General features: G+C 72.5%; 11 protein-coding genes. 4 read left to right on the top strand and 7 right to left on the bottom strand.

Features of this window, described 5'->3' with window-relative positions; translation table 11 throughout:
- Positions 1-96 precede the first annotated feature (96 nt).
- The 3 genes from pstS to AC061S_RS31230 all read right to left on the bottom strand — a co-directional run bounded on the left by pstS (position 97) and on the right by AC061S_RS31230 (position 4,815).
- Positions 97-1,233, bottom strand: coding sequence for a phosphate ABC transporter substrate-binding protein PstS (gene pstS, locus AC061S_RS31240; protein ID WP_478689239.1), 1,137 nt, complete (start codon positions 1,231-1,233; stop codon positions 97-99).
- A gap of 314 nt (positions 1,234-1,547) precedes the next feature.
- On the bottom strand, positions 1,548-2,504 hold the full coding sequence (locus tag AC061S_RS31235) for a CHAD domain-containing protein (protein ID WP_478689238.1): 957 nt from the start codon (positions 2,502-2,504) through the stop codon (positions 1,548-1,550).
- Complete coding sequence (locus AC061S_RS31230) at positions 2,485-4,815, bottom strand: RNA degradosome polyphosphate kinase (RefSeq protein ID WP_478689237.1); 2,331 nt, start codon at positions 4,813-4,815, stop codon at positions 2,485-2,487. The genes AC061S_RS31235 and AC061S_RS31230 overlap by 20 nt, the downstream gene beginning before the upstream one ends.
- A 494-nt stretch (positions 4,816-5,309) precedes the next feature.
- Here AC061S_RS31230 and AC061S_RS31225 point away from each other — a divergent pair, with 494 nt between their 5' ends.
- Positions 5,310-5,597, top strand: a complete 288-nt coding sequence (locus tag AC061S_RS31225; RefSeq protein WP_478689236.1) for a hypothetical protein — start codon at positions 5,310-5,312, stop codon at positions 5,595-5,597.
- Positions 5,598-5,672: 75 nt separating this feature from the next.
- Here the strand turns inward: AC061S_RS31225 and mshD are convergent, their stop codons facing one another.
- Complete coding sequence (gene mshD / locus AC061S_RS31220) at positions 5,673-6,605, bottom strand: mycothiol synthase (RefSeq protein WP_478689235.1); 933 nt, start codon at positions 6,603-6,605, stop codon at positions 5,673-5,675.
- Positions 6,606-6,822: 217 nt separating this feature from the next.
- Between mshD and AC061S_RS31215 the strand changes: the two genes are divergently transcribed.
- A complete protein-coding gene (locus AC061S_RS31215; RefSeq protein WP_478689234.1) occupies positions 6,823-8,646 on the top strand; it encodes a bifunctional metallophosphatase/5'-nucleotidase in 1,824 nt (607 codons plus the stop codon).
- A 60-nt stretch (positions 8,647-8,706) separates the two neighbouring features.
- On the opposite strand, the gene AC061S_RS31210 is transcribed toward AC061S_RS31215, so the two are convergent.
- A complete protein-coding gene (locus tag AC061S_RS31210) occupies positions 8,707-9,504 on the bottom strand; it encodes an alpha/beta fold hydrolase (RefSeq protein ID WP_478689233.1) in 798 nt (265 codons plus the stop codon).
- A 127-nt stretch (positions 9,505-9,631) separates the two neighbouring features.
- On the opposite strand from AC061S_RS31210, the gene AC061S_RS31205 reads away from it, so the two are divergent.
- Together AC061S_RS31205 and AC061S_RS31200 are read left to right on the top strand one after the other, a co-directional pair.
- Positions 9,632-10,201 (top strand): TetR/AcrR family transcriptional regulator, encoded by a 570-nt coding sequence (locus tag AC061S_RS31205; protein ID WP_422523325.1) that lies wholly within the window; start codon positions 9,632-9,634, stop codon positions 10,199-10,201.
- A 76-nt stretch (positions 10,202-10,277) separates the two neighbouring features.
- Positions 10,278-11,237: a phosphatidylinositol-specific phospholipase C gene (locus AC061S_RS31200; RefSeq protein WP_478689232.1), complete on the top strand. Its 960-nt coding sequence runs from the start codon at positions 10,278-10,280 to the stop codon at positions 11,235-11,237.
- Here AC061S_RS31200 and AC061S_RS31195 read toward each other — a convergent pair.
- Together AC061S_RS31195 and AC061S_RS31190 are read right to left on the bottom strand one after the other, a co-directional pair.
- Positions 11,217-12,662, bottom strand: coding sequence for a sensor histidine kinase (locus tag AC061S_RS31195; RefSeq protein WP_478689231.1), 1,446 nt, complete (start codon positions 12,660-12,662; stop codon positions 11,217-11,219). The genes AC061S_RS31200 and AC061S_RS31195 overlap by 21 nt on opposite strands.
- Positions 12,659-13,402 carry a response regulator transcription factor gene (locus AC061S_RS31190; RefSeq protein ID WP_478689230.1) on the bottom strand — a complete coding sequence of 248 codons (744 nt, stop codon included), beginning with the start codon at positions 13,400-13,402 and terminating at the stop codon, positions 12,659-12,661. The genes AC061S_RS31195 and AC061S_RS31190 overlap by 4 nt, the downstream gene beginning before the upstream one ends.
- Positions 13,403-13,436 lie beyond the last annotated feature (34 nt).

Here is a 13,436-nt window from a genome sequence, read left to right as displayed (position 1 = left end):
CGGCGGTGCACCGGATCCCCTGGGTGGAGGGGAGGGTCCCCGGGCCGGTCCGCCCCCCGGACGGGGGGAGCGGACCGGTGGTCCCGGGGGTCTGTATTAGGCGAGCTTCGCGATGACTTCGCGGACCTTGGCGTTGATCTCGGCCGGGATCGGCGCGTAGCCGTTGTCGGTCAGGACCTTCTGGCCCGCGTCGGACGCGGTGTAGTTCAGGAAGGACTTCACGGTCGGGAGCGTCTCGGCCTTGTTGCCCTTGTCGCAGACGACCTCGTAGGTCACCAGGACGATCGGGTAGGCGCCCTCGGCCTTGGTGGCGTAGTCGAGCTTCAGCGCCAGGTCGCTGCCGGTGCCGGAGATCTTGGCGGCGGCGATGGCCTTGGAGGCGTTCTCGCCGGTGGCCTTGACCGGAGCGGCGGCGCCGGTGGCGACGTCCACGGTCTTGATGCTCTGCGAGGAGGCGTACGAGAGCTCGAAGTAGCCGATCGCACCGTCAACGGCCTTGACCTGCGAGGCGACACCGGAGGAGCCGGAGGCGGCCTGGCCACCCGGGGCCGGCCACTTCTTCGCGGCCTCGTACGTCCAGGCCTCGGGAGCGGCGGCCTTGAGGTACTTGCCGAGGTTCTCGGTGGTGCCCGAGTCCTCGGAGCGGTGGAACGCCTGGATCGCGGTGGCGGGAAGCGTGACGCCGGGGTTCAGCTTCTTGATCGCCTCGTCGTCCCACTTCTTGATCTTGTCGTTGAAGATCGCGGCGAGGGTGGGGGCGTCCAGCGTCAGCTTGTCCACGCCGGCGACGTTGAAGCCGATGGCGATGGGGCCGCCGACCATCGGCAGGTCGATGGCCTGACCGCCGGTGCAGATCTTCTTCGACTCCTCGACGGCCTCGGGCTTCAGCGCCGAGTCCGTGCCGGCGAAGCCGACGCTGCCCTGGTTGAACGCGACGATGCCCTCACCGGAGGAGGAGGACTTGTAGTTCACCTCGACGCCGGTGCAGGCCGCCATGTAGTTCTTGACCCACAGGTCGACCGCGTTCTTCTGCGCGGAGGAGCCCGAGGCGAGGAGCTTGCCCTTGGCGCCGTCGCACTTGATGTCGCCCACGGCGGCGGAAGGCTTGCCCGAGGCGCCGGCGTCGGTCTTGGTGTTGTCGTCCGAGCCGCACGCCGTGAGGACCAGGGCGCCGGACACGACGAGCGCCCCGAGGGCGGAGGCACGAAGCATGTTCTTGCGCTGAAGCTTCACTTTCGGGTGTTTCCTTCCAGAAGCCGCCGGCCGCTTTCTGCATCGGGGCGGCGTGCGAAGAGGACTACGTCGATTGCCCGGAGGAATCGTCCACGTTCGCGGCGACTCGCTCCCTGCTCCTACGAAGTTAGGCAGATCAGGTGAAGCGGCCGACCGCGCTAAGTGAACGGATGGTGAACCGTGGCGGACGGGGTGGTGTGTACCGGCGGGTTCGGTGTCCGGCGTCATCTCTCGTTACCCCGCCGTTACCGATGCGTGACCGTGTCGGCGTGGGTCCGGTGCGGCCCGGCGTGGCTGGATTTGGCCGAGGGAGGTCACACGCCGACGTGGCTGGAACCGGCCGGTTCCCAGATGTGCTGGAAGGTGGCGCGGGAGGACTCGACCTCGTGGCGCTGGTCCGCGTGCAGGACGCCCAGGGCGTACGCCGTCGCCGGGGCGATGCGGGGGGTGCGGGCCGCCGTGGCCGAGGCGGCGGCGGCCTCCGCGGCGTCCCGGTGGTGGGTCAGGGCCTCGCCCGCGGCCGTCAGGCGGGCCACGTCGCCGCCCAGGGCCTCCTGCGCGTAGCGGTGGACGCGCAGCAGCCGGCGTACCTCGTTCCACGAGCCGTCGTGGTCCGCGTCGTACGGGTGCGAGGGCGAGGGGGCGGGGAGGGAGTGCACCGCCAGGGACAGGCGGGAATGCGCCACCTCGGCGAGGGGCACCAGGACGTCGTCCACCCGGCCCCGGGCCGCCACCGGGTCCAGCGGGACCTCCGAGGCCAGTACCGCCACCGCGTCCGCGACCGCGTGGAACCGGGAGGAGCCCAGCGCCTGCAGGGTCGCGGAGTGGGCCCGGGTGCGGGCCAGGGTGAGCTGGCGCTCCAGCAGGGCGCCCGCGCGGGCCGAGCCCACGGTCAGGGAGCCCGCCGTACCCCTGGGCGCCGGCACCTCGGGGTTCCCCGACAGCCGTTGCAGGGCGTCCATCAGCCGCGCCAGCCGGGCCGCGTACGCGTGCTCGTCGGCCAGCGTCCCCGAGAGCCAGACCAGCTCGGTGCGCAGCGAATCCGCCCAGGCGGAATCGGCCACCGCCCTGAACGTGGACAGGGAGCAGGAGATCCGGCGCGCAGCCCCCCGCAGGCTGCGCGCGGCCTCGCCGCCCTCGGCACTGCCGCTCGCTGCGCCCTCCTCGTGCAGGCGCAGGCCCCGCAGGAAAGCGGTGGCCTGCGCCCGCAGGTACGTACCGAGTACGGTGCCTGCCGTCGTCGCGGTCAGGTCATGGTTTGGCTGAGCCACGCCGGCGCCTCCGGGCCTCAATGAGCATCTCCTGAACGTGCCGCAGCGGCTGGCCCTCGCCGTCCGTGCTGTGCCGGGTCCATTCGCCGTCCGGGCCCAGGTGCCAGGAGGTGGTGGCGTCGGACATCCCGGTTTCCAGCAGCCGGTCCAGAGCCGCGCGGTGGGCCGGGTCGGCGACCCTGACCAGTGCCTCGATACGGCGGTCGAGGTTGCGGTGCATCATGTCGGCGCTGCCGATGTACACCTCGGGTTCGCCGCCGTTGCCGAAGGCGAAGACCCGGGAGTGCTCCAGGAAGCGGCCGAGGATCGAGCGGACCCGGATGTTGTCCGAGAGCCCGGGGACACCGGGGCGGATCGCGCAGATGCCGCGGACCCAGATGTCGATGGGCACGCCCGCCTGCGAGGCCCGGTAGAGGGAGTCGATGAGCGCCTCGTCGACGATCGAGTTCATCTTGAGGCGCACGTACGCGGGGCGGCCCGCCTTGTGGTGGGCCGCCTCCTTGTCGATCCGGGAGATCAGGCCGTCGCGCAGCGAGCGCGGGGCCACCAGCAGCCGGCGGTAGGTCTCGCGGCGCGAGTAGCCGGACAGCCGGTTGAAGAGGTCGGAGAGGTCCGCGCCGACCTGCGGGTCGGCGGTGAGCAGGCCGAGGTCCTCGTAGAGCCGTGCCGTCTTGGGGTGGTAGTTGCCGGTGCCGACGTGGGAGTAGCGGCGCAGCGTGTCGCCCTCCTGGCGGACGACGAGCGACAGCTTGCAGTGGGTCTTGAGGCCGACCAGCCCGTAGACGACGTGGCAGCCGGACTCCTCCAGCTTGCGCGCCCACTTGATGTTGGCCTGCTCGTCGAAGCGGGCCTTGATCTCGACGAGTACGAGGACCTGCTTGCCGGATTCGGCGGCGTCGATCAGGGCGTCCACGATCGGGGAGTCGCCGGAGGTCCGGTACAGCGTCTGCTTGATCGCGAGCACGTCCGGGTCGGCGGCGGCCTGCTCCAGGAAGGCCTGCACGGAGGTGGAGAAGGAGTCGTACGGGTGGTGCAGCAGCACGTCCCGCTCGCGCAGCGCCGCGAAGATGTCGGGCGCGGACGCGGACTCGACCTCGGCGAGGTCGCGGTGCGTGCCGGCGACGAACTTCGGGAACTTCAGCTCCGGGCGGTCCAGGGAGGCGATCCCGAAGAGGGCCGTGAGGTCGAGCGGGCCGGGGAGCGGGTACACCTCGGACGGGTTGACCTTCAGCTCCTGCACGAGCAGGTCCAGGACCCCGGGGTCGATGGACTCCTCGACCTCCAGGCGCACCGGCGGGCCGAAGCGGCGCCGCATGAGCTCCTTCTCCAGGGCCTGGAGGAGGTTCTCGGCGTCGTCCTCCTCCACTTCCAGGTCCTCGTTGCGGGTCACGCGGAACATGTGGTGCGCGAGCACCTCCATGCCGGGGAACAGCTCCTCCAGGTGCGCGGCGATGACGTCCTCCAGCGGGACGTAGCGCTGCGGGGAGGCCTCCAGGAAGCGGGAGAGGAGCGGGGGGACCTTGACCCGGGCGAAGTGGCGGTGGCCGCTGACGGGATTGCGTACGACCACGGCCAGGTTCAGGGAGAGGCCGGAGATGTAGGGGAACGGGTGCGCGGGGTCCACGGCCAGCGGGGTGAGCACCGGGAAGATCTGGTTGCGGAACAGGGTGAAGAGGCGCGCCTGCTCCTTCTCGGTGAGGTCGGGCCACCGGATGAGGTGAACGCCCTCCTCGGCGAGCTGCGGGGAGATGTCCTGCTGGAAGCAGGCGGCGTGGCGGGCCATGAGCTCGCGGGAGCGGGTCCAGATGAGGTCGAGGACCTCACGGGGCTGCAGCCCTGAGGCCGAACGGGTGGCGACGCCGGTCGCGATGCGGCGCTTGAGGCCGGCGACGCGGACCATGAAGAACTCGTCGAGGTTGCTGGCGAAGATCGCCAGGAAGTTCGCGCGCTCCAGGAGGGGCGTGGCGGGGTCCTCGGCGAGCTCCAGGACCCGCTCGTTGAAGGCGAGCCAGCTGCGCTCCCGGTCGAGGAAGCGGCCCGGGGGCAGCTCGCCGGTGTCCTTCTCGTCGTAGGCGTCCAGATCCGCGTCGAGATCCGGTTCCAGGTCGACGTGCGGGCGGTGGGCGGCTATGGACCCCAGGCGGGCGTGCGCGCCGGTGGCCGCGCGGGCCGCCACCGCCTCGGGCGTGGCGGCGGCCGCGGCCACGGAGGCGGAGATGTCCGCGGCCGTCGGCGCGGACGGGGACGCGAACTTCTGCGGCGGCTGCTGGGTGGGGACCTCGGTGGGGGCTGCGCTGGGCTTGTGGCTCATGACTCCATTCTTCCGCGCACGCGGGAGGACAGGCGCGTCGGACGGGTCGGCCGTCAGTCGGAGTCGGGGCTGCATGCCGTCAGCTTCGCGACCGCGCATTAATGCCCGGTTAATGGCGTATGGCTTCCAGGGTCCGGGCGGGGGTCGTCTGGTGCGGGGGTCGGCTGGTGCCGACCGGGAGCGGGGGGAGCCGGGGGTGCGCCCGCGAAGCGGGGGCTGCCGCCCCCGGCGGGTGCGCGGCCGGCGGCGCCAGCGGGAGAGGTGCCAGCGGGTGCGTGGGGGCGGGGGGTGTTCTAGCGTCGGTAGGAGGGAGGGATGTCCTGCCGAGCCGGTCCGGTACGGGGACCGGGCCCGGGGCCGTACGCCGGCCGCGCGTGCTCGGCGCCGTTCCCGCGTGGTCCGGTACGTCGCTGGGCCCGGCACGCCCCGGTACGCCGAGGCAGGTTCGGGTCGCGGTGCGGCCGCGCGGAGATCCCGGAGAGCAGGTACGTCCCATGCGCACGTCGACCCGTATCGCAAGTGTCCTCACCGGCCTGACCCTCGCCCTGGGAGGCGCGGCCCTGACGGTGCCCGCCGCCCAGGCCGCCGTCCCCGCGGACGTTTCGGCCTGCATCAACCAGGTCGAGCGGGAGCTGAAGGGCGGCGAGGCTCCGGCAGCCGTCCGCGCGGCGTGCTACATCGCGGTGACCGGGGCCCAGGACGAGTGTGTGACCGGCCTGACCGAGGTCAGCGGCGTGACCAAGGCGACCGCGGAGAGCGCCTGCAAGGTGGGCGCCGAGTAGGAAACCGGTTAGAGCCGGGAACGCGGGGCGGCCCCGGGCCCCGGGGCCGCCCCGCGGGTCGGCTCCGCCCGCGGGTCAGCTCTCCGTGCGGTACATCAGGTCCACCTCGTGGGTGGTGAAGCCGAGGCCCGCGTAGACGGCCAGGGCCGCCGGGTTGTCGGCGTCCACGTAGAGCATCGCGGTGGGCAGGCCCGCCGCGGCCAGGTGGCGCAGGCCGATCGCGGTGAGGGCCTTGCCGAGGCCGCCGCCCTGCGCGCCGGGGCGCACCCCGAGCACGTAGACCTCGCCCAGCTGCTGCTCGGCGTGCACCTTCGTCCAGTGGAAGCCGATCAGTTCGCCGTCGCGCTCCGCGAGGAAGAAGCCCTCGGCGTCGAACCAGGGCTGCGCGATGCGGTCGTTCAGGTCCCGCTGCGTGAGCGAGCCCTGCTCGGGGTGGTGCGCGAAGGCCGCCGCGTTGACGGCCAGCCAGGCGGCGTCGTCGGTGCCGGGCACGAAGGTGCGTACGGTCACGCCCGCGGGCAGGACGGCCTCCGGCAGGGCGGCCGCTTGCGCGCCGAGCGGGCGGCGGAGCTGGCGCAGTTCGCGGAACAGGGTCAGGCCGAGCACCTGCGCGAGGTGGCGGGCCGCTGACTTGCCGCCGTGCGCCCACACCCGGATCCGCTTGCCGGAGGCGGCCAGCAGGGCGCTGCCCAGCGCCCGCCCGTGCCCGCGCCCGCGCATCGCGGGGTGTACGACGAGCTCGGCCGCGGGGGCCTCCACCGGGTCGGTGTCCTCCAGTTGCCCGTACGCGGTGAGCCGCCCGTCTGAGGTGAGGAGGAAGTGGCGGATCCCCTCCCGCGCCCCGCCGCGCAGCTGGAGCCGGCCCTGCTCGGACACGGCGGTGGTGCCGTCGGTGCGGGCCGCGTCCTCGATCAGGGTGAGAACGGCGTCGGCCTGTTCGTCCGTCAGTTCGTCGAGGGTCTGGATCTGCCGTCCCGGCTCCAGGACCACTGCTGCGTCGTCAGTCATGGAACCGAGCCTACGACCACGGTGGGGGCCCGGCGGGATACGGCCCGGACGGGCGCCCCGACAGCCGCGCGAACAGGCCGCCGACGGCCCCGCCGACGGCCGCCCGTCTCCTCCGTGTAACCAGCTCGATACCCGGTACCCCCTGTCGCGCTACGCGCGTTGACTCTAGGCTTCGGCAGACTTCCCGAGATGTATCGCTGTCCACAAAGGGGACCAAATGTCAGCGACGCCACAACGGCACCGCCGAACCCGCCGGTTGGCCCTCACCGCTCTCGCCGTTGCCACGGCGGGCGGTGCGATGATCGCCGCCGCCCTTCCGGCCGGAGCCGCGAGTGGTGACGGATATGGCCGTGACCACGGCCGCACCGTCGACGTGCAGATGCTGTCGTTCAACGACCTCCACGGCACGCTGGAGCCCCCGCAGGGCTCCTCGGGCACCGTGACCGAGCGTCAGGCCGACGGCACCACCAAGGCCATACCCGCGGGCGGTGTCGAGTACCTCGCCACCAGCCTGCGCGAGGCCCGCAAGGGTCACCGCTACTCCGTCACCGCCGCGGCCGGCGACATGATCGGCGCCAGCCCGATGGTGTCGGGCCTCTTCCACGACGAGCCGGCGATCGAGGCGCTCAACGACCTCGACCTGGACGTGAGCGGCGTCGGCAACCACGAGTTCGACGAGGGCAAGACCGAGCTGCGCCGCATGCAGTACGGCGGCTGCCACCCGGTCGAGGGCTGCTTCGAGTACGGCAAGGAGTTCGGCGGCGCCGACTTCAAGTACCTCGCCGCGAACGTGGTGGACGAGAAGACCAACCGTCCGATGATGAACCCCACCTTCATCTGGAAGAAGGGGGACGTGAAGATCGGCTTCATCGGCGTCACCCTGGAGGGCACGCCCGACATCGTGACCGCCGACGGGGTCAAGGGCCTCAAGTTCGGCGACGAGGCCGAGACGGTCAACAAGTACGCCGAGGAGCTGAACCGCCAGGGCGTGAAGTCGATCGTGGCGCTGATCCACGAGGGCGGCCTGCCCGCGAGCGGCGCGTACAACTACGACTGCGACGTGCCGGGCGCCGGCGCCGGCATCTCCGGGGCCATCGTCGACATCGCGAAGAACATCTCGCCGAAGGTCGACGCCCTGGTCACCGGCCACACGCACCAGGCGTACGCGTGCAACATCCCCGACCCGGCGGGCAATCCGCGCACGGTCACCTCGGCCGCCTCGTACGGCCGGCTGTACACGGACACCACCCTGACCTACGACCGCGCGACCAAGGACATCGTCCGTACGCCGGTCACGTCGCCGAAGGCGGTCCAGAAGGTCGTCACCCGGGACCAGCCCAAGGCCCCGGACCTGACCGCGCTGATCGAGCGCTGGAACGCGCTGGCCGCGCCGATCGCGAACCGTCCCATGGGCTACATCTCGGCCGACATCCCGGGCCGCGGCTCGTCGGAGTACGAGAAGCCGCTCGGTGACGTGATCGCCGACGCGCAGCTGGAGGCCCTGGCCCCGGCGGCCAAGGGCGGCGCCCAGCTCGCCCTCATGAACCCGGGCGGCATCCGCGCGGACCTGGCCTACAAGGCCGCCGGCGCCGAGGGCGACGGGGTGGTGACCTACGGGGAGTCGTACACCGTCCAGCCGTTCACCAATATGATGACGGTCGTCGACCTGACCGGCGCCCAGCTGATCACCGCGCTGCAGCAGCAGGTCAGCGGCCCGGTCAACGGGGTGAGCCCGAAGATCCTGCAGGTCTCCAAGGGCTTCTCCTACACCCTGGACACCACCAAGGCGGGCGCCGAGCGCATCGTCGTGGACTCGGTGAAGCTGAACGGCGAGGCCATCGACCCCGCCCGGACCTACCGGGTCGCGATGAACGAGTTCCTCGCGGGTGGCGGTGACGGCTTCGGCGTCCTGAAGGAGCACAAGAACAAGCTCGTCGGCGCGTCCGACCTGGACATCTTCAACGCCTACCTGGCCGGGCACTCCTCGGCGGCCGCGCCGCTGGCCCCGCCGGTGGCGGACCGGATCACGGTCGTCAAGTAGCACCTGCTTCTCCGGGGGCGGCGGGCCATCGGCCCGCCGCCCCTTCGGCGTTCCCGGGTCCTACAGCGTGGCGAGGAAGCCGCGTACGGCCTCCGCGAAGCCCTTCGGGTCCTGGAAGGGCACGAAGTGCTCGGTGTCGAGGCCGACGTACGAGGTCCCGGGGCGCCGGGCGACCATCGCGTCGGCCAGCTCCCGGGGGAGTACGTCGCTGCGCAGCCCGTGGACGAGCAGCGCGGGGCAGCTGCTCGCGAGCCAGACGTCCCAGCGCGAGGCGTCGTCGCCGGCGAGGGTGGCCAGGGTGGCCCCGGGGTCGAACGGCAGCCGCCAGCCGGAGCCGTCCGGCAGGGGGCGCAGGAAGGGCGCGGTCCCCTCGCCGAGCGGGCCGAGTGCGGCGACGAGTTCCTCGCGGGTCGGCGCCGTGTACGGGAGGTCGCGCAGGAAGTCCCAGAAGGACGGGCCGTCCTCGCGCGGGCTCTGCACCGGGGCGTCGACGTTGATCAGGGCGGACACCAGGTCGGGCCGGGCGGCGGCCAGCTGGTAGGCGTTGACCCCGCCGAGGGAGAAGCCGAGGACGGGCACCGGGCCGCCGGGGGCGAGGTGTTCCAGCAGGGCGGCGGCGTCGGCGACGTAGCCGGCGCGGCCGTACTCGGGGGCGGGGTCGGAATCGCCGTGCCCGCGCTGGTCGGGGGCGATGACCCGCCACTGCTCGCCGAGGTCGGCGGCGAGGGCGGTGAAGTGGGCGGCCTCGGAGAGGCCGCCGTGCAGGGCGAGCAGCGGGCGGCCGGGCCCGCCGAAGTCCAGGTAGGACAGGGTGCGGTCGTCGATCTTCAGCTCGTGGCGCATGGCGTTGGTCGGCATGGTGTCGCTCTCCCCGTGTGTGCCGGTGGTCGGTGGGCCCGGCACCAGGCTGCCAGGATTTGGGCGAGCGCGCAATACGTTCGTATAGCGCGTTTGCCCAAGACGGGGGCGCGGATACGATCCGGGCATGGGAAATCGCGAGGACCTGCTGGCCGGAGCCCGGCGCTGCCTGGAGGAGAAGGGGTACCTCCGGACGACCGTGCGCGACATCGCCTCGGCCGCGCAGGTGAGCATGGCCGCGATCGGCTACCACTTCGGCACCCGCGAGGTGCTGCTCAACCAGGCGCTGTTCGCGGCCATGGACGAGTGGGCCGCGGGGTCGGGCCGGCTCGCCGGGCAGGGCGACACCGCGCGGGAGCGGTACGCCGACACCTGGGACCGCAAGATCCGGGACTTCGGCGAGATGCGCTGGCTCTGGACCGCCTCCGTCGAGGCCTTCGTGCACGCGCAGTCCTCGCCCGAGCTGCTCGCCGTCCTGGCCGAGGGGCAGCGCCGCAACCGGCGCATGGTGGCCGCGCAGTTGCGCGGGGTCCCCGTCGAGGAGGTCGCGGAGGAGGACGTACGGAGCCTCGGCTCGGTGCACATCGCGCTGCTGACCGGGGTCATGGTGCAGTGCCTGACCGACCCGGAGCACGCGCCGGACGGCCGGTCCCTCGCCCAAGGGCTGCGCGCGATGGCGGAGTTGCTCGAAAGCTGACGCCTACCCGTGGGTAGTAATGCATGGCTCCGCACGCCATAATCCGGGCCACCACTGGGTCGGCAAAGGGGCGGGCATGGGCGTGGGCACGGATGCGAGCGCGGGTACGGCCGCGGGTACGGGCGCGGGGCTGCGGCGGCGCGGCTTCCTGGCGGGGGCGGCGGCCCTGGGCGGCGCGACCCTGCTCGGCGCGGGCGCCGGGACGGCCTCGGCCGCCACCCGGGCCACCGGGGCCACCGGCACGGCGGCGAGCGCGCTCTCCACCCAGGACTGGATGAGCGGGCTCGGCGACTCCACCGCCCTCCAGCGGATGACCATCCCCGGCACCCACGACTCGGGCGCCACCCGGGGCGGGCTCTACGTCGCCTGCCAGAACACCTCCATCGCCGACCAGCTCGGCTCCGGGATCCGCTTCCTCGACGTCCGCTGCCGGGTGACCGGCGGATCGTTCGCGATCCACCACGGCGCGTACTACCAGAACCTGATGTTCGGCGACGTCCTCGGCGCCTGCTGGAACTTCCTCGCCGCGCACCCCTCCGAGACCGTGCTGATGCGGCTCAAGCAGGAGTACTCCGAGGAGAGCGACGCCACCTTCCGCGCCGTCTTCGACGACTACCTGAACAACCGCGGCTGGCGCCCGCTCTTCACGATCGCGGACTCGCTGCCCGCCCTCGGCCAGGTACGCGGCAAGGTGCTGCTGCTCCCCGACAACGGCGGCCTGCCCGGTGGCCTGCGCTACGGCGACGGCAACGTCTTCGACGTCCAGGACGACTACATGGCCGAGCCCTTCGCCAAACGGGGCAAGATCGAGAACCACTTCCGCAAGGCCGTCCAGCAGCCCGGCAGGTTCTTCGTGAACTACACCAGCACGGCCGCGGCCCTGCCGCCCCGCTGGAACTCCGACCGCCTGGGCCCGCAGGTGCACGCCTTCGTCGACGGCGCCGAACTGGCCGGCCGGACCGGGCTCGGGATCGTCCCGATGGACTTCCCCAACACCCGCTCCGGCCTGGTCGCCTCACTGATCCGGCACAACTGACGCCTGCGCGGGCGGCGGAGCCGGGGCGCCCGGGATGCTGAGGACCGCCTCAGTGCCCGGGCCGCCACCCGTCGGGGCGCGGAGCTCGGCCGTGCCGCCCGCGCGCTGCACCGTACGGGCCACGATGGACAGGCCGAGGCCGCTGCCGGGCAGGGCCCGGGCGGACGGGGAGCGCCAGAAGCGCTCGAAGACGTGCGGGAGGTCGTCGGCCGGGATGCCGGGGCCGCGGTCCCGTACGGTCAGCTCGCCCGCGCGCAGCGACACGGTGACCGTGCTGCCCGGCGGGCTGAACTTCACCGCGTTGTCGAGGACGTTGACCACTGCCCGCTCCAGGGCCGCCGCCTCGCCGCGTACGTACCAGGGCGCCAGGTCCGAGTCGAAGTCCAGCTCCGGACCGCGCAGCCGGGCCCGGGACAGCGCCGCGCCCGCGATCTCGTGCAGGGCCACCACCCCGAGGGGGCCGGGGGCGGCCGCGTCCGGGCGCGACAGCTCCTGCAAGTCGCCGATCAGCGAGGCGAGTTCCGTCATCTGCGCCTTGACCGAGGCCAGCAGCTCCTTGCGGTCCTCCGGCGGAATGGCCCGGCCGGTCTCCTCGCTGCGCGCCAGCAGCTCGATGTTGGTGCGCAGCGAGGTGAGCGGGGTGCGCAGCTCGTGCCCGGCGTCCGCGATCAGCTGGGCCTGGCGCTCCTGGGAGGAGGCGAGCGCGGCCGTCATGGAGTTGAAGGAGCGCGAGAGGCGGGCGATCTCGTCGTCGCCCTGGTCGGGGATGCGGACGGTGAGGTCCTCGGTGCGGGCGATGTGCTCGACCGCGCCGGTCAGCTCGTCGACCGGGCGCAGCCCCGTACGGGCCACCCAGAGGCCGGCCACGCCGGCGCCGAGGATGCCGACGCCGGATACGAAGACGAGCACCCAGGCCAGGGTGGACAGCGGTTCGGTGATGTCCGAGAGGGGCTTGGCCACCGAGATCGCGGCGACGGAGTTCTGTGCGCCCGGCCCGGCGGACAGCTCCACGGGCTGGGTGTAGACGCGTACCGGGGTGCCGTCCGTGGTCTTGCCGTCGTACAGGACCGCGCCGCGCAGCCCCTTGGCCACCTCGAGGTCGTAGTCGGTGACCGGGAGCGTGTTCTTTCCGTCCACCCAGCAGCGGCCGCCCGTGGGCAGCACGATCTGCACGGGTGCGCTCAGGTTGTTCTCCCAGGGGCCGGGCGCCTTCTCCCGGCATCCGAGCCCGGTCAGCGTCTGGCTCGCCTGCGCCCGGGCGTTGGTGGAGCGCAGCGAACTGTTCAGCTGGTCGTTCAGCTGCGTGCGGACCATGAACCAGCTCACGCAGGCGACCGCCGCCACGGCCAGCGCCACCGCGACGGTGACCAGCAGGGCGAGGCGGGAGCGGAGCGGGAGGGCGCGGAATCTGGCGCTGGGGCTCACTCGGGACCGCCGGTGTCGCCGGCCCCGGCCGCGCGCAGTACGTAGCCCACCCCGCGCACGGTGTGGACCAGGCGGGGCTCGCCCCCGGCCTCGGTCTTGCGGCGCAGGTACATCACGTACACGTCCAGGGAGTTGGAGCTGGGCTCGAAGTCGAAGCCCCATACGGTCTTGAGGATCTGCTCGCGGGTCAGGACCTGGCGCGGGTGCGCGAGGAACATCTCCAGCAGGGTGAACTCGGTACGGGTCAGCTCCACCGGGCGGCCGCCGCGGGTGACCTCGCGGGTGGCGAGGTCCATGCGCAGGTCGCCGAAGGTCAGCGCGTCCTCAGGCTCGCCGTCTCCGGCGGAGGGCGCGGCGTAGGAGCTGCGCCGCAGCAGGGCGCGCACCCGGGCGAAGAGCTCGTCCAGCTCGAACGGCTTGACCAGGTAGTCGTCGGCGCCCGCGTCGAGGCCGGTGACGCGGTCGCCGACCGTATCGCGGGCGGTCAGCATCAGGACGGGCGTGGTGCTGCCGGAGGCGCGCAGCCGGCGGGCCGCCGTCAGACCGTCCATCCGCGGCATCTGGATGTCCAGGATGATCAGGTCGGGTGCGTACGAGTCCGCCTTGTCGAGGGCGTCGAGCCCGTCGACGGCGGTCTGCGTGCCGTACCCCTCGAAGGCCAGGCTGCGGCGCAGGGCCTCGCGTACGGCCGGTTCGTCGTCGACGACGAGGATGCGCTGCTGGTCGCCTTCGGCGCTCATACGGGGTCCCCCCAGGTGGTGGTCGGTCTCCTAC

The organism is Streptomyces sp. CA189, assembly GCF_056428985.1.
The sequence above is the reverse complement of the archived record's forward strand: the minus strand, read 5'-3'. Positions and strand labels throughout refer to the sequence as shown.

Coding starts and splice junctions, on each gene's coding strand:
- AC061S_RS31230 (WP_478689237.1), bottom strand. CDS start 4,815: ATGAGCCACAAGCCCAGCGCAGCCCCCACCGAGGTCCCCACCCAGCAG.
- AC061S_RS31225 (WP_478689236.1), top strand. CDS start 5,310: ATGCGCACGTCGACCCGTATCGCAAGTGTCCTCACCGGCCTGACCCTC.
- mshD (WP_478689235.1), bottom strand. CDS start 6,605: ATGACTGACGACGCAGCAGTGGTCCTGGAGCCGGGACGGCAGATCCAG.
- AC061S_RS31215 (WP_478689234.1), top strand. CDS start 6,823: ATGTCAGCGACGCCACAACGGCACCGCCGAACCCGCCGGTTGGCCCTC.
- AC061S_RS31210 (WP_478689233.1), bottom strand. CDS start 9,504: ATGCCGACCAACGCCATGCGCCACGAGCTGAAGATCGACGACCGCACC.
- AC061S_RS31205 (WP_422523325.1), top strand. CDS start 9,632: ATGGGAAATCGCGAGGACCTGCTGGCCGGAGCCCGGCGCTGCCTGGAG.
- AC061S_RS31200 (WP_478689232.1), top strand. CDS start 10,278: ATGGGCGTGGGCACGGATGCGAGCGCGGGTACGGCCGCGGGTACGGGC.
- AC061S_RS31190 (WP_478689230.1), bottom strand. CDS start 13,402: ATGAGCGCCGAAGGCGACCAGCAGCGCATCCTCGTCGTCGACGACGAA.